This window comes from Blastococcus carthaginiensis, assembly GCF_030731085.1.
Classification (GTDB): domain Bacteria; phylum Actinomycetota; class Actinomycetes; order Mycobacteriales; family Geodermatophilaceae; genus Blastococcus; species Blastococcus carthaginiensis.
Genome location: NZ_JASNFN010000012.1, coordinates 137,821 through 159,804 on the forward strand (window position 1 = coordinate 137,821; position 21,984 = coordinate 159,804).

A 21,984-nucleotide genomic window follows, 5' to 3' on the forward strand; every position below is an offset into this window, starting at 1 on the left:
TCCGGGCCGCCGGACGGGGGTCTCAGCCGCCCAGCCGGGCGCCGCTGCGGCCGTCGAACAGGTGCACGTGGCCGGCGCGCGGGCGCACGTGCACCCGCTCGCCCTTCCGCGGCGGCGTGCGGCCGTCGACCCGCGCGGTGATCAGGTGCTCCTCGCCGCCGGCGGTGGTGCGGCCGTAGACGTAGGCGTCGGCCCCGAGCTCCTCGACGACGTCGACCTCGACGGCCAGGCCGTGCCCGGCCAGCTCCAGGTCCTCCGGGCGGACGCCCACGGTGACCAGCGCCTCGGACGCCCCGCCGAGCACATCCCGGGGCACCGGGTGCACCTCGTCGCCGAGGCGCACGCCGCCCTCGGCCACCGGCAGCGTGAAGAGGTTCATCGCCGGCGACCCGATGAAGCCGGCGACGAACACGTTCGCCGGCCGGTCGTAGAGCTCGCGCGGCCGGCCGACCTGCATCAGCAGGCCGTCCTTGAGCACCGCGACCCGGTCGCCCATCGTCATCGCCTCGGTCTGGTCGTGGGTCACGTAGACGGTGGTGATGCCGAGCCGGCGCTGCAGGGCGGCGATCTGGGTGCGGGTCTGCACCCGCAGCTTGGCGTCGAGGTTGGACAGCGGTTCGTCCATGAGGAAGACGCGCGGCTGGCGCACGATGGCCCGCCCCATCGCGACCCGCTGCCGCTGGCCACCGGAGAGCGCCCTGGGCCGGCGGTCCAGGTAGGGCTCCAGGTCCAGGAGCTTCGCCGCCTCCTGCACCCGCTGGGCGATCTCCGGCTTGCCCAGCCCCGCCATCTTCAGCGCGAAGCCCATGTTGTCGGCGACGGTCATGTGCGGGTAGAGCGCGTAGTTCTGGAACACCATCGCGATGTCCCGGTCCTTGGGCGCCACCTCGGTGACGTCGCGGTCGCCGATCAGGATGCGGCCGTCGGTGACGTCCTCGAGGCCGGCGAGCATCCGCAGCGACGTCGACTTGCCGCAGCCCGACGGGCCGACGAGGACGAGGAACTCGCCGTCCTCGATCGCGAGGTCCAGCCGGTCCACCGCCGGTCGTCCCGCGCCGCTGTAGACGCAGCTGGTGCCCTCGTAGGTGACGGAGGCCATGGGTTTCCTCTCGGGAGCGGGCCGGGCTACTTGCCGGCGCCGGCGGTCAGGCCGCTGAGCAGGTACCGGCGGCCGACGAGGTACAGGACGAAGATCGGGACGACCGACAGCGTGACCGCCGCCAGCAGCGCCGGGACGTTGGTGCCGAACTGCCCCTGGTAGTCCCACAGCCCGAGGGTGAGCACCCGGGTGTCCACGGACTGGGTGAGCACCAGGGGGAAGAGGAACCCGTTCCACGCGGTCAGCGAGGTGAAGACCGCGACCGTGGTGATCGCCGGCTTGGCCAGCGGCAGCACCAGGTGGCGCAGCGCCTGGAAGGGCCCGGCGCCGTCGAGGGTCTGCGCCTCGTACAGCTCCCGGGGGATGTCGCGCAGGCTGTTGGTCATCACCAGCAGCGCCACCGGCATCGCGAACGCCGCCGTCGGCAGGATGACCGCGAGCAGGGTGTCGTACAGGTGCAGCTGGGTGATCATCAGGTACACGGGGATGATCGCCGCCTGCGCCGGGATGGCCAGGCCGACCAGCATCAGCGAGAAGCCGCGCTGCACCACCCGTCCGGCGTTGCGGGCGACGGCGTAGCCGGCCGGGAGCGTCAGCCCCACGACGATCGCGACGGTGGCCACCGTGACGACCACCGTGTTGAGCAGGTAGGTCGGGAAGTCGCCGGTGAGGACGGTCGCGTAGTTCTCCAGCGTCGGGTTCGGCGGCGGGGCCAGCGGGTTGTCCGACAGGTACTCCGACCGCGTGCGGAAGCTCGCCGCCACCAGGAAGTACAGCGGGACGGCGACCAGCGCCAGCCAGACGGTCGCCAGCACGCCGGCCAGGACGTTCGGGCGGCCGTGCGCGCGGCGCCGTCGCCAGATCCGCCGGCGCTGGTTCTCCGGCACCTCGGGAACCGGTGCGATCGGCGAGGGCGGCGCCTCCGCCGTCCGCACGCCGACGCCACCCGTGCGGCCGTCGTCCATGCCCAGCGGTGCCCGGTCGGTCACATGCCCTCCTGCTGGCTCTGCATCCTGCGGAAGCCGGTCGCGCTGGTCACGGCGAGGGAGAGCCCCGCACCGAGGAGCAGCAGCAGGACCGCGATGGCGCTGGCGTAGCCGAACTCGAAGCCGCTGAAGCCGGTGATGTACATGTGCAGCGGCAGGATGCGCGTCGCCGTGCCCGGCCCGCCCCCGGTCAGGATCAGGATCGTGTCGAACGTCGTCACCGAGCCGACGAGCATGAGCACCGTCGAGGTGATGACGGTGTACTTGAGCAGCGGCAGCGTGATGGTGAAGAACTGCCGGTAGCGGCCGGCGCCGTCGAGGGTGGCGGCCTCGTAGAGGCTCTGCGGCACCTGCCGGGCGGCGGCCTGGTACAGCAGGGTGTGGAACGGGATGTACTGCCAGCTGATCACCCAGACCACGGTGTAGACGACGAGCTCGGTGTCGCCCAGGAAGTTGACGCCGCCCAGGAACGGCAGCGCCTGGGTGGCGCCGAAGTTCGGGTCGAGCACCGCGGCCCACAGCAGCGCGATCGCCGCCGTGGACAGCAGCAGGGGCAGGAAGAAGAAGGAGCTGAGCACGGCGCGGTTGCGCTGGCGCCCGGCCGCCCAGACCCCGATCAGCATCGCGATCGGGGTCTGGACGAGCCAGGTCAGCACCATGAACAGCAGGGTCAGCCACAGCGAGTCCCAGGCCCGGCCGTCCTCGATCAGCCGGGTCCAGTTCTCCGCCCCGGACAGCGCGGGGAACCCGAAGCCGTTCCAGGAGGTGAAGCTGAGGTAGATGACCAGGACCATGGGCAGCACCGCGAACGCCCCGAAGAACGTGATCGCCGGTGCCAGGTACCAGCCCGAGGGCCGGTCCTGCCGGGTGACCGCCATGCGTGGTGCCCCTGTCCTGGTCCGCTGTGCCGTGCTCTGCATGCCGTGCCGGTGCCGGTCAGACGCCGGACATCGCCTCGACGAAGCCCTGCGGCGTCTGGTTGCCGAGGAAGAACTGCTCCAGCTGGGTCAGCATCTCGGTGGCCTCGTCGGCCGGGAGGTCCTGGTCCCAGGAGAGCTGGAAGTTCTCCGCGTCGGCCGTCGCGTCGTAGATGAACGTCGCGTAGTCGCCGTTCTCGGTCTCCGCGAGCTGGTCGCGGATGCCCTGCACCGGCGGCACGTCACCGGCCTCGATGAGGTCGGAGATGTACTGGTCGTCGGTGAGCGCGGTCGACAGGTATTCGCGCGCCGCCTCCTTGTTCTCCGACGAGCTGGTCAGCGAGTAGAAGTTCGACACGTTGCCCACCAGGTTCGACGGGTCGCCAGCGCCGCCCTCGATCGCCGGGAAGGTGGTCCAGCCCAGGTCACCGGTCTCGACGAACTCGGGGCTGTCGTTGAGCTGGTTGGTGTACTCCCAGGACCCCATAAGGTGGAACGCCGCGTCGCCCTGGGCGAGGATCGTCGACGCGCCGCCGACGTCGTAGCCGACGGAGGCGAAGTCGTCCCCGAAGGCGCCGCGGTCGATGAGCTCGCGGAGCATCTCCAGCGACTCCAGGACCGCCGGGTCCTCCCAGGCGCCCGGCTCGCCGTCGCGGATGGCCTGGAAGACCTCGGGGCCGCCGACGCGGTCGAGGATGTACTCGATCCACATCAGCTCGGTCCAGGCCTGGGTCCCGGCCAGCGCGACCGGCGTGACACCGGCTGCGGAGAGGGTGTCGACGGCGGTGAGCAGCTCGTCCCAGGTCTGCGGGACCTCGACGCCGGCGGACTCGAGGACCGCCTGGTTGTAGAAGAGCATCACCGGCTGCATGCCGCGCATGGGCAGGCCGTAGTTCTTGCCGTCCAGCTCGGCGCCGGCGAGGACGCTGGGCAGGAAGGCGTCGCGGAGCTCCGGGTTCTCGTCGAGCAGCCCGGTGAGGTCCTCCACCTGGCCGGCGTCGACGTACTCCTTGAGGTTGCCGCCACCCCAGTTGAAGAAGAGGTCGGGCGCGTTGGGCGAGCCGAGCGCGACGCGCAGCCGCTGCTTGTAGGGGTCGTTGCCGAAGGTGGCCAGCTCCAGCTCACCGGAGTCCGAACCCTCGTTGAAGCGGTCGATCGAGGCCTCCTCGATCGGGTTGAGGGCGGCGTCCTCGAGGGCCCACACCTGCCCGGTGCCGCCCTCGCCACCCCCGCCCGCGGGGCCGGAGGAGCCGCAGGCCGCGACCAGCGCGCCTGCCAGGACCAGAGCGCCCGCCTGAGTGGTCACGCGGGTCAGACGCCGGAGGGACATCCCACCGCCACCTTCCTGTTTCGTCGTTGAAAACCGAAAGTTTCGAGCAGTTGCGAGAACGTAAGGCAGGTCACCATCGGTGTCAACGGCGCCGCTCCTGCGCCTTGATCTGGCTACGGAGATCGACCTCTAGCGGGATCTTAGGGTGCCCGGCTACCGTCCCGGATCGACCGGACGGGCTACCGTCCCTCCGAAAGTTTCGTTAACATCGCCGCTCCCGGTCCGGTGACGTGCGCCACTGGACGGGCCGCGCCGGCGGTGGTCCGGTGGGATCGGACGCAGGCGCACACCCTCAGGAGGACGGCAGTGGCGACACCCCAGCTGGGCCGGCCGACGCTGGCGAGCATCGCGGCCGCGGCCGGCGTCTCGCTCCCCACCGTCTCCAAGGTGGTCAACGGCCGCCAGGACGTCTCGCCGGCCACCCGGGCGCACGTCCTCGCCCTGCTCGAGGAGCACAACTACGTCCCCGTCACCCGCCGGTCCGTGGCGCCGCCCCGCCCGCTGGTGGACGTCGTCTTCACCGCGCTCGACAGCCCCTGGGCGGTGGAGATCCTGCGCGGGATCACCGAGAGCGGGCTGGACGTGGTGGTCGGCACCCTCGCCCGCGACCCCGGCGCAGACTGGGTGCAGTCGGTCATCAGCGGCGGCCGGCAGGGTGCCCTCGTCGTCACCTCCCGGATCACCGCCGCCGACCAGCGGCGCCTGGGCAGCTCGCACCTGCCCGTCGTCGTCATCGACCCGGTCGACATGCCCGGGCAGGACGTGCCGAGCGTCGGCGCGACCAACTGGGCCGGCGGGCTCGCCGCCACCGAGCACCTGGTCGAGCTCGGCCACCGGCGCATCGCGGTCATCGGCGGGCCGCAGGACTTCCTGTGCAGCCGCGCCCGCATCGACGGCTACCGCGCCGCGCTCGAGCGCGCCGGCATCGGCGTCGACCCCGAGCTCGTCCGGCACGGCAACTTCCACCATGAGGGCGGCTACGACCAGGCCCGCCTGCTGCTGGAGCTGCCCGACCCGCCGACGGCGGTCTTCGCCGGCAGCGACGAGCAGGCCTTCGGCGTCCTGGAGGCGGCCCGCCAGGCCGGCCTGTCCGTGCCCGCGGACCTCTCCGTGGTCGGCTTCGACGACCTGCCCATGGCCCGCTGGTCCTCCCCGCCGCTGACCACCGTGCGCCAGCCGCTGGCCGACATGGGGCGGATGGCCGGCCGGATGCTGCACGAGCTGATCACCGGTGGGCAGCTGGACAGCCAGCGCATGGAGCTGGCCACCTCCCTGGTCCCCCGCGCCTCGACCGCAGCGCGCCCGCGCTGACCTCCCCCCGCACCCCCTGGAGCCCTCTCCTTGATCGAGCCCCCGGCCGCCGACGTCCCGGAGCCCGCCACCCTGCCCGGCCCCCCGCCCGCCGACTGGACCGACCCGTCCCGCCCGCTCGACGAGCGCATCCGCTGCCTCATGGCGCTCATGACGCTCGAGGAGAAGGTCGCCCAGCTCTACGGCATCTGGACGGCGATCGGCGAGGGCGAGGACGTCGCACCCAACCAGCACGAGTTCAGCGAGCCCCTGCCGCCGTGGGAGGAGCTGACCAAGCCGGGCCTGGGCCAGCTCACCCGCGTGTTCGGCACCGGTCCGGTGGAGCCCGCCACCGGGGCGCGGGTGCTCGCGCAGACCCAACGCGACCTGGTCGCGAACTCCCGGCTCGGCATCCCCGCGATCGCCCACGAGGAGTGCCTGGCCGGGTTCACCGCCTGGCAGGCCACGGTCTTCCCCGTCCCGCTCGCGTGGGGCGCCTCGTTCGACCCCGCGACGGTGCACCGGATGGCCGGCGCCATCGGGGCCCAGCTGCGCTCGGTCGGGGTGCACCAGGGCCTCTCCCCCGTCCTCGACGTCAGCTTCGACGCCCGCTGGGGGCGCACGGAGGAGACCATCGGCGAGGACCCCTACCTCGTCGCCGTCCTGGGCACCGCCTACACCCGCGGGCTGGAGGGCGCCGGCGTCGTCGCGACCCTCAAGCACTTCGCCGGGTACTCGGCCTCCGGCGCCGGCCGCAACCACGCCCCCGTGCACCTGGGGCCCCGCGAGTTCGCCGACGTCGTGCTGCCGCCGTTCGAGATGGCGCTGCGCGAGGGCGGCGCCCGCTCGGTGATGCACTCCTACTCCGCGGTCGACGGCGTGCCCCCGGCCGCCGACGAGGCGCTGCTCACCGGTCTGCTCCGCGGCACGCTGGGATTCGACGGCGTGGTCGTCGCCGACTACTTCGGTGTCTCCTTCCTGCAGTCGACGCAGGGCGTGGCCGGCTCGCCCGGCGAGGCCGCGGCGCAGGCCCTGGCCGCCGGCGTCGACGTCGAACTGCCCACGGTGCGCTGCTACGGCGAGCCGCTGCTGGAGCTGGTCCGCACCGGTGCGGTGCCCGAGGCGCTGGTCGACCGGGCGGTGGAGCGGGTGCTCCGGCAGAAGGGCGAGCTCGGGCTGCTCGACGCCGGGTGGGACCCCGAGCCGCCGGCGCTGCGCGACGGCGGGCTGGACCTCGACCCCCCGGAGCTGCGCGCGCTGGCCCGCACCATGGCCGAGCGCTCGGTGGTGCTGCTGGACAACGGCGGCGGCGTGCTCCCGCTGCGCGACCCGTCATCGGTGGCGGTCGTCGGTCCGTGCGCCGACGATGTCCTCTCGCTGATGGGTTGCTACGCCTTCCCCAACCACGTCGGCGTCCAGCACCCCGACGTCCCGCTGGGCATCGAGCTGCCCACCCTGCTCGAGGCCGTGCGCAGCGAGTACCCCCGCGCCACGGTCACCACCGCGCAGGGCTGCCCGGTGCAGGAGCCCGATCGGAGCGGCATCGCCGAGGCGGTCGCCACCGCGTCGGCGGCGGAGGTCTGCATCGCCGTCGTCGGCGACGTCTCGGGGCTCTTCGGCCGCGGCACCTCCGGGGAGGGGTGCGACGCCGACGACCTGCGGTTGCCCGGGGCGCAGGCGGAGCTGCTCGACGCCCTGCTGGGCACCGGTACCCCCGTGGTGGTCGTCGTGCTGAGCGGCCGCCCGTACGCGCTGGGTGAGGTGGCGGGGCGCGCGGCCGCCGTGGTGCAGGCGTTCTTCCCGGGTGAGGAGGGCTCCGGCGCCGTCGCCGGTGTGCTCTCCGGCCGGGTCAACCCCTCCGGCAAGCTGCCCGTCCAGGTCGCCCGCACGCCGGGCGGCTCCCCCGCCACCTACCTCGGCCCGGCCCTCGGCCGCGCCGGTGGCATCAGCTCCGCCGACCCCACGCCGCTGTTCCCGTTCGGGTTCGGGCTGTCCTACACCACCTTCGCCGTGGACGACGTCCGGCTGGACGGGGCGCACCTCGGGGAGGTCCCGGCCGAGGTGGCCACCGACGGGTCCGTCGAGTTGTCGTGCACGGTGACCAACACCGGCGACCGGGACGGCGCCGAGGTGGTGCAGCTGTACCTCTCGGACCCGGTGGCGAGCGTGGTGCAGCCGGTCCGCCGGCTGATCGGGTTCGCGCGGGTCGAGCTCGCGGCCGGTGCATCGGCCCGCCTGACCTTCGGGGTGCACGCCGACCGGGCCGCGTTCACCGGCCGCGACCTGCGCCGCGTCGTCGAGCCCGGCGAGCTGGTGCTCTCGGTGGGCACCTCCAGCGAGGACCTGCCGCTGCGCGCCCGGGTGCGGCTGACCGGGCCGGTGCGGGAGGCCGGCCCCGACCGGGTCCTGACCACGCCGGTGCAGGTCGCGCCCGTCCGCTGAGCACCGGTCCGGTCAGCGCGTGCCCCGCAGCCGGGCGCGCGCCGACCGGACCAGGGCGTCGGCCACCCGGTCCAGCGGCTCGGATTCCAGCCGCCACTGCTGCCAGTGGAGTTCCACGTCGACGGCGCCCGCCGGGTCGAACGGCCGGACGGCGCGGTCCCCGCTCGCCGCGGCCTCGAGCTGGAGCTCCGGCAGCATGCCCCAGCCGAAGCCCAGGGCCACCGCGGTGAGGAAGTCCGCCGACGAGGGCACGTGGTGAACCGGCACGTCCGCCGTCGTCGGCAGGTGGCGGCGCAGGTAGGCGTGCTGCAGGTCGTCGCTCCGGTCGAAGACGACCACCGGCGCCCGCGCCAGGGCCGCGGGGTCGGGCCCGTCCGGGAGCCAGCGGTCGAGGAAGCCCGGCGCCGCGCACGGCAGGTAGCGCATGGTGCCCAGCGGGGTCACCCGGCAGCCGGCCACCGGCTCGGCGTCGGAGGTCACCGCGCCCATCACCGTGCCGTCGCGCAGCAGCGCGCTGGTGCGGGTCTGGTCGGTGCTGTGCAGGTCCAGGCGCAACTCGCCGGCCAGCGGCGCCAGGGCCGGCAGCGCCCAGGTGGCCAGCGAGTCGGCGTTCAGCGCCAGCGGGACGACCGGCGGCCCGGCGCCCTCCGGGTCGAGGGTCCGCCCGGTGTCGGCGACGAGCAGGCCGACCTGGCGGGCCAGGCGCAGCACCGGCTCACCGGCGGCCGTGACCGCCGCCGGCCGCCCGCGCCGCACCAGCACACGGCCGGTGGCCTCCTCGAGCGCGCGCAGCCGCTGGGACACCGCCGACGGCGTCACGTGCAGCCGCCGCGCCGCCGCCTCCAGGGTGCCCTCGTCGACCACCGCGACCAGGGTGCGCAGCTGCGCCAGGTCCACGTCCACGGACAGCGATGCTAATGGCGCCTGAGAAACATGAGCTGGACTGCTGGTACGGCCCTGCCTAGCGTGGCTGCACGTGACGACAGGACTGCTGGCCGCGGTGGCCGGGCTGGGGCTGGGCCTCTCGTTGATCGTGGCCATCGGCGCGCAGAACGCCTTCGTGCTGCGGCAGGGTCTGCGCGTCGAGCACGTGCCGGCCGTCGTCGCCGTGTGCGCGGTGTCCGACGCGGTGCTCATCCTCGCCGGGGTCGCGGGCAACTCCTGGCTGAGCGCGCGCCTCCCCGACGCGATCACCGTCGTCCGCCTGGCGGGCGCCGCCTTCCTGCTGGGCTACGCCGTGCTGGCCGCCCGCCGCGCGCTGCGCCCGTCCTCGATCGCCGTCGACACCGGTGGCCGGCGGACCGGCCTGGCCGCCACGGTCGTCACCTGCCTGGCGCTGACCTGGCTGAACCCGCACGTGTACCTGGACACGGTGCTGCTGCTGGGGTCGGTCGCCGAGAGCCACGGGGACCGGCGGTGGTGGTTCGCCGGGGGCGCCGTCGTCGGCAGCCTCGTCTGGTTCGGCGCGCTCGGGTACGGCGCGCGGCTGCTCCGCCCGCTCTTCGCCCGGCCGGCCGCCTGGCGCGTCCTGGACGCCGGCATCGCCGTCGTGATGGCCGCCCTCGGCCTGGGACTGCTGTCCTCGGCGCTCTGAGCCCGTCGCGGCGCGGTCAGAGCCCGATGAGCTCCTCCAGCGCGCCGACCTCCTGGCGGGACAGCTTCCGGATCGAGCCGCTGCGCATGCGCTGCAGCTGCACCGGGCCGACGGCGGTGCGGGTCAGCCGCGAGACCGGCAGCCCGACGTGGGCGAGCAGCCGGCGGACGATGTGCTTGCGCCCCTCGTGCAGCACCACCTCGACCACGGACTGGCCGGCGTGGGTGTCGACCACCGTGAACGAGTCGACCGTCACCGGGCCGTCCTCGAGCTCCACCCCGGCGCGCAGCCGGCGGTGCATGTCCCGGGGCACCGAGCCCGAGACCTGCGCCAGGTAGGTCTTGCGCACGCCGTAGGAGGGGTGCGCCAGCCGATGGGCCAGCTCGCCGTCGTTGGTGACCAGCAGCAGGCCCTCGGTGTCCTGGTCGAGGCGGCCGACGTGCACCAGACCGGGGGCCAGGTCGCCCACCATGTCACCGATGGTCGGGCGGTTGCGGTCGTCGCTCATCGCGGTGATGACCCCGGCGGGCTTGTTGATCGCGTAGGTGACGCGGTCGTCGCGGATCTCCAGGCGGGCGCCGTCGACCGCGATCCTGTCCTGGAGGGGGTCGATCCGCATGCCCTGCACGCGCACCTGCTCGCCGTTCACGCTGATCCGGCCGGCATCGATCATCTCCTCGACGACCCGGCGCGACGCGACGCCGGCCCGTGCCAGCACCTTCTGCAGCCGCTCCCCCTGCCGCTCGCCCGGCTCGTCGGGCGCGGGCCGGTCACCGGGGTGCGCCGGGGCCAGCTCCATGTCCTCCGACCAGCCCTCGCCGGCCGCGGTGGTGCTCTCGTCGTTCGGGGTCGGCGTGTTCATCGCCGACCAGTGTCCCATCCCGCGGTGGCGGGGCCCGCCCGCCCGCGGGGATCCGTCGGGCGCCCCCGTTCCCCGCGACCCCGCCGTCGGCAGCGTCCGGCGCGGGCGGCGGCTGCAGCGGTCTCCCGGCGGACGGCGGCGGGCCCGGCACAGGCGGCGGCGGCGGCGAGCCAGCACCCGGCGCAGACGGCGGGCGGTGTCCCCCTGCCGGACATCCCGGGCGCTCGACTGCCCGCCAGGGGGACAACGCTCCCGGACGCGTTCAGGCGCGTCCGGGAGCTCCTCGAGGGGACAACGCTCCCGGACGCGTTCAGGCGTCGGGGTGCTCCTCGAGGAAGGTCGCCGTCTCCGGCAGCAGCGGCGCGAGCTCGGGCAGCTCGGCGAGGCTGGCCAGCCCGAGCCGCTCCAGGAACAGCGGCGTGGTCGCGTACAGCCCGCCGCCGCTGTCGGGGTCGCTACCCACCTCCCGCACCAGGCCGCGCCCGATCAGCGTCCGCATGACGCCGTCGACCCCGACGCCGCGGATCGCCGACACCCGGGCCCGGGTGACCGGCTGCCGGTAGGCGATGACGGCGAGCGTCTCCAGCGCGGCCTGGGTGAGCCTGCTGCGCTGGCCCTCGCCGAGGTACCGCTCGACGACACCGGCGTGGTCCTCGCGGGTGTAGAGCCGCCACCCCTCCCCCACCCGGCGCAGCGCGATGCCCGCCGAGCGCTCGTCGTAGCCCGCGGCCAGGTCGGCCAGCCCCTGCCGCACCTGCTCGCGCGGGCAGCGCAGCGCCGCGGCCAGCGTCTCCTCGTCGACCGGGTCGTCGACCACGAAGAGCAGGGCCTCCAGGCCGCCGCGCAGCTCCACCGGGTCCAGCAGCACCGCGGGCTCGGGTTCCGGGGCCGGCTCCGGTGCGGGCTCCGGTTCCGGCGCGGGTTCCAGGACGGCGGCGACGTCCTCGACGGGCACCGCCGGCACCGGCTGCTCGTCGACGGGCCGCTCCGCCACGCGGGCGGCCAGCTCCGCCGCCACGGCGTCCCAGGCGGCGGGGTCGGCGTCGCCGCGCTCGGCCGCCTGCTCGCGGGTGGCGGCCAGCTCGGCGGCGAGCGCCTCCCAGGAGATCGGGGCGGGGACCTGGCCGGCACGGTCGTCGGTCACCGGTACTCCTCGTCGGCGTCGGGGGCCGGGGCGCCGGCCGGGTCGGGGACGGACTCGCCGGTCCACCGCACGTGCAGCTCGCCCAGCGGCGTCAGCTGCTCGAAGACCACCCGCTGCTGGCGGTACAGCTCCAGCAGCGCGAGGAAGCGGGCCACCACCTCGAGGGTGTGGCCGCAGTCGGCGGTGAGCGCCCGGAAGCTCGCCGTTCCCGACCGCACCAGGTGGTTGCGCACCAGCAGCAGCTGCTCGGAGACGCTCACCGGGGGTGCGTGCAGGTGGGCGACGCTGACCGTCTCGGGGGCCTTCGGGGCCAGCGCCCGCGCGGCGAGGGCCGCGAACTGCTGCGGCGTGATGTCCAGCCGCACCTCGGGGACGAGCTCGGCGAAGCGCGGTTCCAGCGCCGCCTCGCGCGGGAAGCGGCGGACGGCGTCGGCCTCGCGCTCGCGCAGGAACGCCGCGGCCTGCTTGTAGGCCTTGTACTGCAGCAGCCGGGCGAACAGCAGGTCGCGCGCCTCGAGCAGCTCCAGGTCGTCCTCGTCGTCGACCTCCGCCGCCGGCAGCAGGCGGGCCGCCTTGAGGTCCAGCAGCGTGGAGGCGACGACGAGGAACTCGCTGGCCTGGTCGAGGTCCAGCTCGTCGCCGAGCGCCCGCAGGTGGGCGATGAACTCGTCGGTGACCTGCGACAGCGCGATCTCGGTGACGTCGAGCTTGTGCTTGCCGATCAGCTGCAGCAGGAGGTCGAACGGGCCCTCGAAGTTGGTCAGTCGCACGGTGAAACGGGCAGGAGCGGCCCCGCCGGCCTGGTCGGCCGGCGGAACCGCTCCGGTGCTCCCGCTCACGGACGCCGAGGGTAAGGCCCCCGTGCAGGGACCCGCCGCGAGCATGCGAGCGGTGGGGGGCAGGGGGGTCCTCCTACTTCTCCTTGAGCCGGCGGACCAGGATCGCGTCCTCGCCGCGCTCGGCCAGGTCGGCGAGCAGCACCGACACCGCCTCGCGGACGATGCGACCCCGGTCGGCGGCCAGCCCGTGGTGGGCGCGCAGCGTCAGCCGCGCGGACTCCAGGGCCAGCAGCTCGTCCGCGGAGATGTAGACGGTGATCTTCTCGTCGTGCTTGGTCCGGTCCGTGCGGCGGGCCGGCCGGCCGCGGGTCGCGACCCGGGGCTGCAGCACCGGGGCCGGCGCGGGCTCGGCGGGGGCGGCTCGGAACGCGGCGAGGTCGTCGTCGGCCGGCTGGGCACCGCCGGGCACGAGGGTGAGCGACGCGGCCGCCTCGGCGGCGGACTCCCCCACCCGGCGGGCGGCGCTGCGCCGCGCCGGCGCGCGCGCCGGGGGGGGGGGGCGGGGGCGCTCGGGGACCTCGGGCCCCGAGGCGGTGTCGGTGCGGCGGAACAGCTCCGAGGCACCGGGCAGGACGGGCCTCCGCGTCATGCCGACACCTCCTCGCTGGCGCTCGTCGGCAGCATGACCCACGTCGCTGCGTACCCGTGTGATCTCGCACGCTCGATCACAGTGCCAGCACCTCCTTGGCGAGGTCGCGGTACGCCGAGGCGCCCGTCGACGTGGGCGCCCACGTGGTGATCGGCTGGCCGGCGACGGTGGTCTCCGGGAACCGCACGGTGCGTTGGATGACGGTCTGGAACACGGTGTCGCCGAACGCCTCGACGACGCGGCTGAACACCTCCCGGCAGTGCACGGTCCGGGAGTCGTACATGGTGGCGAGGATGCCGTTGATCTCCAGCGACGGGTTGAGCCGCTCCTTGACCTTGTCGATCGTGTCGACGAGCAGGGCCACCCCGCGCAGGGAGAAGAACTCGCACTCCAGCGGGATCACCACGCCCTGGGCGGCGGTGAGCGCGTTGACCGTGAGCAGGCCGAGCGAGGGCTGGCAGTCGATGAGGATGTAGTCGTACTCGTCGACGACGTCGGCGAGCACGCGCAGCAGCGTCTGTTCCCGCGCGACCTCGCTGACCAGCTGCACCTCTGCGGCGGAGAGGTCGATGTTGCTCGGCACCAGGTCCAGGCCCGGGATGTCGGTGGCCACCCGCACGTCGCGCAGGCTGGTCTGCCGCTCCATGAGGGCGTTGTAGATCGTCCGGTCCAGGTTCTGCGCCGGGACGCCCAGCCCCACCGACAGCGCCCCCTGCGGGTCGAGGTCGACGAGTAGCACCTTCCGGCCGAACTCCACCAGCGCGGCACCGAGGTTGATGGTGGACGTCGTCTTGCCGACGCCCCCCTTCTGGTTGCACATCGCGATGACGCGGGCGGGCCCGTGCTCGGTCAGGGGCTTGGGGTCCGGGAGGCGCCGCTGGCGCGCCCGGGCCGGGTCCTGTCGCAGCGCGGCCGCCCCCATCTCGGGGTCGGTGTCGTGCGGGCGCGCGACGGCAGAGGCCGCGTCCGCTCGGATCGCCATGGGTTGTCGCCTCCAGCTCGGTGCCCGTCCGGACGTTCCGGGTGCGGCCAGCCGTCCTGTCCGCTCGGGTGATGAGGACGCTAGGGAGATGGAGGAAGGTTCCCAAGGCGGCACGCCGTCGACGTGTCGACATGGCGACGAATGCCAACCAGTGTGACCGCTCAAGCCGAGCTAGACGCAACTACTGACAGACTGAGCGGGTTCCGGATGTCAGGTCAGCGCGCGGGGGTGGCTGGTCGCGTAGACCTCGCGCAGGCGCTCTACGGTGACCAGCGTGTAGACCTGGGTGGTCGTCACCGAGGCGTGGCCGAGCAGTTCCTGCACCACGCGCACGTCGGCGCCGCCGTCGAGCAGGTGGGTGGCGAAGCAGTGCCGCAGGGTGTGCGGCGAGATCTCCCCGTCCAGCCCGGCGCGTTCGGCCGCCGTCCGGAGGATCGACCAGGCGCTCTGCCGGGACAGCGGGCCGCCGCGCACGTTGAGGAAGAGCGCGCCGCCCCGCACCCCCGCGCGGCCGTTCGCGGCCAGCGCCGGCCGCGCCCGCACGAGGTACTCCTCGACGGCCCGCAGGGCGTAGCTGCCGACCGGGACGACGCGCTCCTTGCCGCCCTTGCCCGCCAGCCGCACGGTGCTCTGCCCGCGGTCGAGGTCGTCGACGGCCAGCCCGACCGCCTCGGAGATGCGGGCCCCGGTGCCGTACAGCACCTCCAGCAGCGCCCGGTCGCGCAGCCCGCGCGGCCCCTCCAGCGAGCCGGCCGCCTCGATCAGCGCGACGACCGACTCCACCGGCACCGCCTTGGGCAGGCGCCGCGCCGGGGTGGGCGGCCGCACCTCGTGGGCGACGTCGTCGGGCACCAGGCCGTCCAGGAGCGCGAACCGGTGCAGGCCGCGCACCGCCACCACCGCGCGGGCGGCCGAGGTCGCCGACAGCGGCGGGTGGTCGTCGTCGCCCCGGCGCAGCGCGGCGAGGAAACCGGCGACGTCGGACTCCGCCACCTCCCGCACGCCGCGGACCCCGGCCGCAGCCAGGTACTCGCAGTAGCGGCGGAGGTCGCGGCGGTAGGAGGCGATGGTGTTGGCCGCCAGCCCCCGTTCCACGGTGAGGTGGTCCAGGTAGCCGGTGACGACCCGGTCGACGTCGGGGCCGGCGGACAGCGTGCTGGTCAGCGGAGCACCTCCTGGAGCGGGACCGCGGCCATGCCGTGGGCCTCGGCGACCTCGGGCAGCACCACGCTGCCCGAGACGACGTTCACCCCGTGGGCGAGCGCCGGGTCGCGGTGGACGGCGGCGGTCGTACCCTCGGCGGCCAGCGCCATGACGTAGGGCAGCGTGACGTTGGTGAGCGCGTGCGTGGAGGTGTTGGGCACCGCGCCCGGCATGTTCGCCACGCAGTAGAAGACGGAGTCGTGCACGCGGAAGGTCGGGTCGTCGTGCGTGGTGGGCCGGGTGTCCTCGAAGCAGCCGCCCTGGTCGACGGCGATGTCCACCAGCACCGACCCCGGCTTCATCCGGGACACCAGCTCGTTGCTGACCAGCACGGGCGCCTTGGCCCCGGCCACCAGCACGGCGCCGATCACCAGGTCGGCGTCCAGCACGGCGCGCTCGACCTCGTAGGCGTTGGAGGCCACGGTCTGCAGGTGCCCCTGGTAGATCCGGTCGGCGGCCCGCAGCTTGTCGATGTCGCGGTCCATGACGACGACCTCAGCCTGCATGCCGAGGGCGATCGCCGCCGCGTTCATGCCCGAGACGCCGGCGCCGATCACCACGACCTTGGCGGCGTAGACCCCGGAGACCCCGCCGAGCAGCACCCCGCGCCCGCCGTGCGCCCGCTCCAGGCAGTGCGCGCCCACCTGCGGCGCCATCCGCCCGGCCACCTCCGACATGGGGGCCAGCAGGGGCAGCGTGCCGTCTGCCTTCTGCACGGTCTCGTAGGCGATCGCCGTCGTCCCGGAGGTGACCAGCGCGTCGGTGCACTCCTTCGACGCCGCCAGGTGCAGGTAGGTGAAGAGCGTCTGGCCGGCGCGGAGGCGGCCGTACTCCTCGGCGATCGGCTCCTTGACCTTCAGCAGCAGGTCGGCGTCGGCCCAGACGTCGTCGGCCTCGGCGACGATGCGGGCACCGGCGGCGGTGAAGTCGGCGTCGGGGATGGAGGAGCCCTCCCCCGCGCCCTGCTCCACCAGCACCTCGTGCCCGGCGCGCGTCAGCTCCGTCACGCCGGCCGGCGTGAGCGCCACCCGGTACTCCCGGTTCTTGACCTCTCGGGGAACTCCGACCCGCATCGCTGGCTCTCCTGGTCCCGGCGGCCGCTCCCGAGGGTGACGGGCCGGCCCACCACGTCGTGGGCCGCCCGGTCGGGGCGGGCCTCGCCGCGGAGTGTAGGCACGCCGACCGGTTCCGTCCCGGGCCGGAAGCCGTTTCGTGACCCTCCGTCCCCGCCGTCGCGGCCGGTGCCGGGCTGCCGCGACCGGCCGACTGGCCGACGATGGCGGGGCCCGCCCGCCCCTCCCGGAGGACGCCACCCCATGCGCTTCTACGCCGAGCACCCCGCCCTCCGGGCGCGCCAGCTGGCCGCCGACCTGGGCTTCCTGGCGTGGACGGTGGTCTGGGTGCTGGTGGCCCGGGCCGCGCACGGCGCCGTCCTGCTGCTCGCCGGCCCAGGCCGGGCGGTCGAGGACCTCGGCCGGTCGGTCGCCGGCTCCATGGACTCGGCCGCGTCGGCGGCCGAGGGCGTCCCGCTGGTCGGTGGGGAGCTGGCCGCCCCCTTCGACGCCCTCTCGGGTGCGAGCGGCTCGGTGCGGGGCGCCGGGCAGTCGGCGCAGGACGCCGTCGGCACGCTGGCGACGATCCTCGCCGTCGTCCTCGTCCTGCTGCCCGTGGGCTGGATGCTGCTGCGCTGGCTGCCCTGGCGGCTGCGCTATGCCCGCGACGCCGGGGCGGTGCGCGGGATGCTCGCGGCCCCCGGCGACCTGGAGCTGCTCGGGGCGCGCGCACTCGCCACCGCCCCCCTGCCGGACCTGGCCGCCCTCCCGGGCGGCACCGGTGCCGCGTGGCGCCGCGGCGACCCGGCCGCCGTGCGCGCCCTGGCCGGGCTCGAGCTGGCCCGGCTCGGCCTGCGCCTGCCGCCCGTGGACCCGGGAAGCCCGCGCTGAGGGAGGTCCACCCGCGTCGCCCGACGTGCAGCCGGACCACGGCGAGGCTGCACGTCAGGTGGTCCGGCTAAACCCTCGGGCCGGGGGCTCAGCCGGCGTCGACCGGGCGCAGCCGCGGGCCGGCGGCCCGCACCTGGGCGGCGGCCAGCAGCCCGACGACGGCCGCGACGTTGCGGATGCCGCCGTCGAACACCCGCTGGACCGCGTCGGCCAGCGGCACCCGCTCCACGGTCATGTCCAGCTCCTCGTGCTCCACGGTGAAGCCCTCGGGGCGGTCGACGTCGGTGAGCTCCTCGGCCAGGTACACCAGCACCTGCTCGTCGCAGAAGCCGGGCGAGCTGTAGTGCGTGGTCAGCAGCGACCAGCGGGCCGCCGAGAGCCGCACCTCCTCGGCGAGCTCCCGCTTGGCCGTCTCCAGCGGCGGCTCGCCGTCGGCGTCCCGCAGCCCGGCCGGCAACTCCCACAGGTAGCCGCCGACCGGGTGCCGGTACTGCCGCAGGAGGACGACCTCGCCGGCGTCGGTGAGGGCCACGACCGCCACCGCCCCCGGGTGGTGGACCACCTCGCGGACGCTGTCCCCGCCGCCCGGCATCGCCACGGTGTCCTTGACCAGGCTGATGACCCGGCCCTCGTACACCGGCTCGGAGGCCAGGACGTGGTACTCGTGGGCGTCCGGCTCCCCCGCGCCCATCAGATGCCGACCTTCTCCGCCTCGTCCACCGGCACCGGGAGGCGCGCGGACTCCTGGTAGTCGACGGCGGCCTGCACGAACGCCGCGAACAGCGGGTGCGGCCGGGTCGGGCGGCTCTTCAGCTCCGGGTGGGCCTGGGTGCCGACGAAGAACGGGTGCGCCTCGCGGGGCAGCTCGGCGAACTCCACCAGCGTGCCGTCGGGCGAGGTACCGGAGAACACCAGGCCGGCCTCGGTGAGGCGGTCGCGGTAGGCGTTGGCGACCTCGTACCGGTGCCGGTGCCGCTCGGTGATCTCGGTCGATCCGTACGCGGCGGCCACCACCGAGCCGTGCTGCAGGCTGGCCGGGTAGCTGCCCAGCCGCATGGTGCCGCCCATGTCGCCCCGGCCCGCGACGACGTCGAGCTGGGTGGCCATGGTGGAGATGACCGGGGCCGGCGTCTCGGGGTCGAACTCGGTGGAGTTCGCGCCCTCGATGCCGGCCAGGTTGCGGGCGGTCTCGATGACCATGCACTGCAGCCCCAGGCACAGCCCCAGGGTCGGGATGCCGTTGGTGCGGGTGTGCCGGATGGCACCGAGCTTGCCCTCGATGCCGCGCACCCCGAAGCCGCCGGGGATGCAGACGCCGTCGACGCCGGCCAGCGCCTTCTCCGCGCCCTCGGGCGTCTCGCAGTCGTCGGAGGGCACCCAGCGGATCTGCACCCGGCTGCGGTGGGCGAAACCGCCGGCCCGCAACGCCTCGGTGACCGACAGGTAGGCATCGGGCAGGTCGATGTACTTGCCGACGAGCGCGATCGTGACGGTCTGCTTGGGCGCGTGGACCCGGTCGAGCAGGTCGCCCCACACCGTCCAGTCGACGTCGCGGAAGGGCAGGCCCAGCCGGCGGACGACGTAGGCGTCGAGACCCTCGCGGTGCAGCACCTTCGGGATGTCGTAGATCGACGGCGCGTCGGGGCAGGAGATGACCCCCTCGGCGTCGGTGTCGCACATCAGGCTGATCTTGCGCTTGAGGCCCTCGTTGATGTCCCGGTCCGACCGGCACACCAGCGCGTCGGGCTGGATGCCGATGCTGCGCAGGGCGGCGACCGAGTGCTGCGTCGGCTTGGTCTTCAGCTCACCCGAGGGGGCGATGAACGGGATCAGCGAGATGTGCAGGAAGAAGCAGTTGTCCCGGCCGATCTCGTGGCGCACCTGGCGGGCGGCCTCGAGGAAGGGCAGCGACTCGATGTCGCCGACGGTGCCGCCGATCTCGGTGATGACGACGTCCACCCGCTCGGCGGAGTCGGCGCCGGCGAGGATGCGGGCCTTGATCTCGTTGGTGATGTGCGGGATGACCTGCACGGTGTCGCCCAGGTACTCCCCGCGCCGCTCCTTGGCGATCACGTCGGAGTAGACCTGCCCGGTCGTGACGTTCGCCCGGCCGGAGAGGTCGGTGTCGAGGAAGCGCTCGTAGTGACCGATGTCCAGGTCGGTCTCCGCGCCGTCCTCGGTGACGAACACCTCGCCGTGCTGGAACGGGTTCATCGTGCCCGGGTCCACGTTGAGGTAGGGGTCGAGCTTCTGCATCGTGACGCGGAGGCCACGGCTGGCCAGCAGCGTGCCGAGCGAGCTGGCGGTCAGCCCCTTGCCGAGCGAGGAGACGACCCCGCCGGTGACGAAGACGAACTTCGTCGGCTGGTTGTTGTGGAGCAGGAGGCTGCTACCCGAGTGATCACGTGTTCCCGACGGTCGACCCACGGGAGACGACCGTAACACGGTCGGGGCCGTCGGCCCGGCCGGAGTGCGGAGCGCCACCCGCGGACTCGCCCGCCCCGGTGGAGCCGGGGTCCGGCCCGACCGCCAGCCACACCAGCAGCGGCACCAGCAGGGCCGCCGCGGTCGCGGGCAGGGCGACGCCGGAGTCGTTGACCACCGCCCCGATCGTCAGGCTCAGCGCGACCGACACCAGCGCGGCGCGCAACACGGCGGCGTCCTCGAGCGGCAGGCCGGCCGGGCCCCGCGGTGCGCGCCCCGGCCCCGCCGGCACGCTGCGCAGCGGACCGCCGGGCCGCAGCAACCAGACGGCGGCGACCAGCGCGACCGGCAGCATCCAGGCCAGCGGGCTGCCCAGCAGGATGCCGATGTTGGCCTGCGCCTTCCGGCTGACGACGGTCCACGCCTCCCCGGTGAGCACCTGCTCGACGAACCTGCCCAGGTGGGTGCGCTCCGTCGGCGGGCGGACCCAGTCCAGCACCGCGACCGTGCTGACGGCGACCACCGCCGCAGCGAGGATCGCCCCGAGCCGGACGACGGTGACCCGCACGCGCGCGAGCAGCATCGCCAGCAGCAGGAACCCGGGCAGGGCCGCGAGGACGCCGCCGAAGTCGCGGCCCAGCGGCGGGGCCCCGATGACGGCGACGGTCAGCAGCCCGGCACCCAGCACCACGGCGGCGGTGCGGCGGCGTGCCCGCCCGGCCGGTGACCGGCGCCCGACGGCGGCGGCCAGCGCCGCAGTGACCGTCAGCGCGCTCACCGACAGCAGCCCGAAGGTGAGGTTCCCGTAGCCGGTGAACCGCCCGGCGACGATCGCGTCGTACCCCAGCGGCCCGTTCAGCTCGAGCGGCGAGCCGGTGAGCACGTCGCCGACGAGGGTGACCAGGGTGAGGGCGAGGACCGCCAGCGCGGGGCCGAGCCGGCGCCGGCGCCAGGGGCCCAGGGCGGCGACCGCGAGCACTCCCAGGTCGGCGACGACCACGGCGGTGACCAGGGCGGCCAGCGGCGCCGGGGCCCGCTCCCAGGACACCGCCCCCGCCAGGAAGGTGGCCACGGGCAGCCCGGCGGCGGCGAGGCACAGCAGGCGCAGGGCCCGCCGGATCGGCGGCCAGCTGCCCGGGCGGGCGCCCCACCGTCCGCTACCGACCACCAGCACGCCCAGCCCGACGACGGCCGCACCGACGACCACGAAGGTCCAGAAGAAGACCCCGGTGTTGCGGTAGTGGGTGATCGCCGCGACGTTGACCCGCTCCAGCTCGGCCACGGCCTCGGGCAGCGGCGGCCGCTCGCCCGTGCTCCGCCACGGCTGGCCGTTCATCGACGCCGGCGGGTCGAGGCCCAGTGCGCGCAGCACGGTCGGGGCCACGTCGATGAGCTGCACGAACGGCACCCGGCCCGTGCTCGCCGAGGTCAGCCAGCCCACGTCGAACCCCGGCCCTGCGGCCATGCCGACGTGCAGCTGCGGCCGGCCGTCGTTGACCTCCGAGATGCCGGCCAGCAGGAGCAGGGTGTCGCCGGGCAGCGCGTCGAGGCCCGCGCGCAGCCGGCCCAGCGCGTCGTCGATCCGGGTCAGCGCGGAGGCCCGCGGCTCGGGCCGGGTGCCGTCGTCGGTCGGCTCGGCACCGGGCGCGCCGGCGTCGGCGAGCTGGTCGAGGGAGACCAGGGTCAGCGGGCAGGCGGTCAGCAGCTCCACCAGCTCGCCGGGGTCCGCCGGCAGCACGGGCACCGTGGTGAGGGGCACCCCGTCCGCGGCCACCGCCAGGGCTGCGGCCCGACCGGACACCGAGGCGCAGCCGACGGCCTCGCCCAGCGCGCCGGGCTCCGCGCCGAAGCGGACGGTGCCCTCGTCCTCGGCGGTCCGGGCGACGGTGGCCTGCGGGTCGCCCAGCGCCACCGCCGCCACCCGCTCCTGGAGACCGCAGCGGGTGAGGGAGGTGTCCAGCCGGGGCTCCTGGGGCGCCTCCTCCTCGGGAGCCGTGTCCCCGTCGGGGGCCTCGGGGTCGGGCAGCGTCGGCAGGGGCACCGGGGGCAGCCCCTCGTCGGTGCCCGGGAACCGGGCCCGGTTGCCGGCCCCGAGCGTGGCCCAGCCGTCCAGCAGGCAGCTGGTGGACCGGGCCGCGCGCACCGACGTCGCCCCGATCGCCGACTCCTCCGCCAGCGCCCACAGCTGCGGCGTCGACGAGGGGTCCACGTCGGCCCAGGTCAGCCCCGGCACGCCCACGACGACGACGCGGTCGGCGGCGTGACCCTCCGGACCGGCCGCCGCCCCCGCGGCGGACGGGAGACCGACCAGCAGCAGCAGGACCAGGGCCACGAGCGCCG

At 74.6% G+C, this 21,984-nt stretch carries 19 protein-coding genes; 4 read left to right on the plus strand and 15 right to left on the minus strand.

Annotated features, from left to right (window positions below):
- Positions 1-22 precede the first annotated feature (22 nt).
- Genes QOZ88_RS12155 through QOZ88_RS12170 form a run of 4 tightly spaced genes read right to left on the minus strand, consistent with a single transcriptional unit; the run spans position 23 to position 4,332 of the window.
- The gene (locus tag QOZ88_RS12155; protein WP_306000016.1) at positions 23-1,099 is read right to left on the minus strand and encodes an ABC transporter ATP-binding protein; all 1,077 of its coding nucleotides are present in this window, start codon (positions 1,097-1,099) and stop codon (positions 23-25) included.
- Between the two features lie 26 nt (positions 1,100-1,125).
- Positions 1,126-2,088 (minus strand): carbohydrate ABC transporter permease, encoded by a 963-nt coding sequence (locus tag QOZ88_RS12160; protein ID WP_306000017.1) that lies wholly within the window; start codon positions 2,086-2,088, stop codon positions 1,126-1,128.
- The gene (locus QOZ88_RS12165) at positions 2,085-2,963 is read right to left on the minus strand and encodes a carbohydrate ABC transporter permease (RefSeq protein WP_306000018.1); all 879 of its coding nucleotides are present in this window, start codon (positions 2,961-2,963) and stop codon (positions 2,085-2,087) included. The genes QOZ88_RS12160 and QOZ88_RS12165 overlap by 4 nt, the downstream gene beginning before the upstream one ends.
- A gap of 58 nt (positions 2,964-3,021) precedes the next feature.
- Complete coding sequence (locus QOZ88_RS12170; protein ID WP_306000019.1) at positions 3,022-4,332, minus strand: ABC transporter substrate-binding protein; 1,311 nt, start codon at positions 4,330-4,332, stop codon at positions 3,022-3,024.
- A gap of 306 nt (positions 4,333-4,638) precedes the next feature.
- On the opposite strand from QOZ88_RS12170, the gene QOZ88_RS12175 reads away from it, so the two are divergent.
- Positions 4,639-5,643 carry a LacI family DNA-binding transcriptional regulator gene (locus tag QOZ88_RS12175; protein ID WP_306000020.1) on the plus strand — a complete coding sequence of 335 codons (1,005 nt, stop codon included), beginning with the start codon at positions 4,639-4,641 and terminating at the stop codon, positions 5,641-5,643.
- Positions 5,644-5,673: 30 nt separating this feature from the next.
- Positions 5,674-8,064, plus strand: coding sequence for a beta-xylosidase/alpha-l-arabinosidase (locus tag QOZ88_RS12180; protein ID WP_306000021.1), 2,391 nt, complete (start codon positions 5,674-5,676; stop codon positions 8,062-8,064).
- Between the two features lie 12 nt (positions 8,065-8,076).
- Here the strand turns inward: QOZ88_RS12180 and QOZ88_RS12185 are convergent, their stop codons facing one another.
- Complete coding sequence (locus QOZ88_RS12185) at positions 8,077-8,967, minus strand: LysR family transcriptional regulator ArgP (protein ID WP_306000022.1); 891 nt, start codon at positions 8,965-8,967, stop codon at positions 8,077-8,079.
- A 73-nt stretch (positions 8,968-9,040) separates the two neighbouring features.
- Between QOZ88_RS12185 and QOZ88_RS12190 the strand changes: the two genes are divergently transcribed.
- The gene (locus tag QOZ88_RS12190) at positions 9,041-9,658 is read left to right on the plus strand and encodes a LysE/ArgO family amino acid transporter (RefSeq protein WP_306000023.1); all 618 of its coding nucleotides are present in this window, start codon (positions 9,041-9,043) and stop codon (positions 9,656-9,658) included.
- A 16-nt stretch (positions 9,659-9,674) separates the two neighbouring features.
- Here QOZ88_RS12190 and QOZ88_RS12195 read toward each other — a convergent pair whose 3' ends face one another.
- The 7 genes from QOZ88_RS12195 to ald form a co-directional block, all read right to left on the minus strand.
- Entirely contained in the window at positions 9,675-10,520 is an 846-nt protein-coding gene (locus QOZ88_RS12195; protein WP_306000024.1) for a pseudouridine synthase, read from the minus strand.
- 310 nt (positions 10,521-10,830) lie between these two features.
- Positions 10,831-11,664, minus strand: coding sequence for an SMC-Scp complex subunit ScpB (gene scpB / locus QOZ88_RS12200; protein WP_306000025.1), 834 nt, complete (start codon positions 11,662-11,664; stop codon positions 10,831-10,833).
- Positions 11,661-12,503, minus strand: a complete 843-nt coding sequence (locus QOZ88_RS12205; protein ID WP_306000026.1) for a segregation and condensation protein A — start codon at positions 12,501-12,503, stop codon at positions 11,661-11,663. Before QOZ88_RS12205 ends, scpB begins: the two co-directional genes overlap by 4 nt.
- A 73-nt stretch (positions 12,504-12,576) precedes the next feature.
- The gene (locus QOZ88_RS12210) at positions 12,577-13,092 is read right to left on the minus strand and encodes a hypothetical protein (protein WP_306000027.1); all 516 of its coding nucleotides are present in this window, start codon (positions 13,090-13,092) and stop codon (positions 12,577-12,579) included.
- Positions 13,093-13,168: 76 nt separating this feature from the next.
- Positions 13,169-14,074 carry a ParA family protein gene (locus QOZ88_RS12215; protein WP_306000028.1) on the minus strand — a complete coding sequence of 302 codons (906 nt, stop codon included), beginning with the start codon at positions 14,072-14,074 and terminating at the stop codon, positions 13,169-13,171.
- Positions 14,075-14,284: 210 nt separating this feature from the next.
- Positions 14,285-15,238, minus strand: a complete 954-nt coding sequence (gene xerD, locus QOZ88_RS12220; RefSeq protein ID WP_319946888.1) for a site-specific tyrosine recombinase XerD — start codon at positions 15,236-15,238, stop codon at positions 14,285-14,287.
- Entirely contained in the window at positions 15,235-16,350 is a 1,116-nt protein-coding gene (gene ald / locus QOZ88_RS12225; protein WP_306000029.1) for an alanine dehydrogenase, read from the minus strand. Before ald ends, xerD begins: the two co-directional genes overlap by 4 nt.
- Before the next feature lie 243 nt (positions 16,351-16,593).
- Here ald and QOZ88_RS12230 point away from each other — a divergent pair, with 243 nt between their 5' ends.
- Positions 16,594-17,220, plus strand: coding sequence for a hypothetical protein (locus QOZ88_RS12230; RefSeq protein WP_306000030.1), 627 nt, complete (start codon positions 16,594-16,596; stop codon positions 17,218-17,220).
- Positions 17,221-17,308: 88 nt separating this feature from the next.
- Here the strand turns inward: QOZ88_RS12230 and QOZ88_RS12235 are convergent, their stop codons facing one another.
- Genes QOZ88_RS12235 through QOZ88_RS12245 form a run of 3 tightly spaced genes read right to left on the minus strand, consistent with a single transcriptional unit; the run spans position 17,309 to position 21,976 of the window.
- Entirely contained in the window at positions 17,309-17,911 is a 603-nt protein-coding gene (locus QOZ88_RS12235; protein ID WP_306000031.1) for an NUDIX hydrolase, read from the minus strand.
- Positions 17,911-19,647 carry a CTP synthase gene (locus tag QOZ88_RS12240; protein ID WP_306000032.1) on the minus strand — a complete coding sequence of 579 codons (1,737 nt, stop codon included), beginning with the start codon at positions 19,645-19,647 and terminating at the stop codon, positions 17,911-17,913. Before QOZ88_RS12240 ends, QOZ88_RS12235 begins: the two co-directional genes overlap by 1 nt.
- Positions 19,622-21,976: a hypothetical protein gene (locus tag QOZ88_RS12245; protein WP_306000033.1), complete on the minus strand. Its 2,355-nt coding sequence runs from the start codon at positions 21,974-21,976 to the stop codon at positions 19,622-19,624. Before QOZ88_RS12245 ends, QOZ88_RS12240 begins: the two co-directional genes overlap by 26 nt.
- Positions 21,977-21,984: the final 8 nt, after the last annotated feature.

Coding starts and splice junctions, on each gene's coding strand:
- QOZ88_RS12155 (WP_306000016.1), bottom strand. CDS start 1,099: ATGGCCTCCGTCACCTACGAGGGCACCAGCTGCGTCTACAGCGGCGCG.
- QOZ88_RS12165 (WP_306000018.1), bottom strand. CDS start 2,963: ATGGCGGTCACCCGGCAGGACCGGCCCTCGGGCTGGTACCTGGCACCG.
- QOZ88_RS12170 (WP_306000019.1), bottom strand. CDS start 4,332: ATGTCCCTCCGGCGTCTGACCCGCGTGACCACTCAGGCGGGCGCTCTG.
- QOZ88_RS12195 (WP_306000024.1), bottom strand. CDS start 10,520: ATGAACACGCCGACCCCGAACGACGAGAGCACCACCGCGGCCGGCGAG.
- QOZ88_RS12210 (WP_306000027.1), bottom strand. CDS start 13,092: ATGACGCGGAGGCCCGTCCTGCCCGGTGCCTCGGAGCTGTTCCGCCGC.
- QOZ88_RS12215 (WP_306000028.1), bottom strand. CDS start 14,074: ATGGCGATCCGAGCGGACGCGGCCTCTGCCGTCGCGCGCCCGCACGAC.
- ald (WP_306000029.1), bottom strand. CDS start 16,350: ATGCGGGTCGGAGTTCCCCGAGAGGTCAAGAACCGGGAGTACCGGGTG.
- QOZ88_RS12230 (WP_306000030.1), top strand. CDS start 16,594: ATGCGCTTCTACGCCGAGCACCCCGCCCTCCGGGCGCGCCAGCTGGCC.
- QOZ88_RS12235 (WP_306000031.1), bottom strand. CDS start 17,911: ATGGGCGCGGGGGAGCCGGACGCCCACGAGTACCACGTCCTGGCCTCC.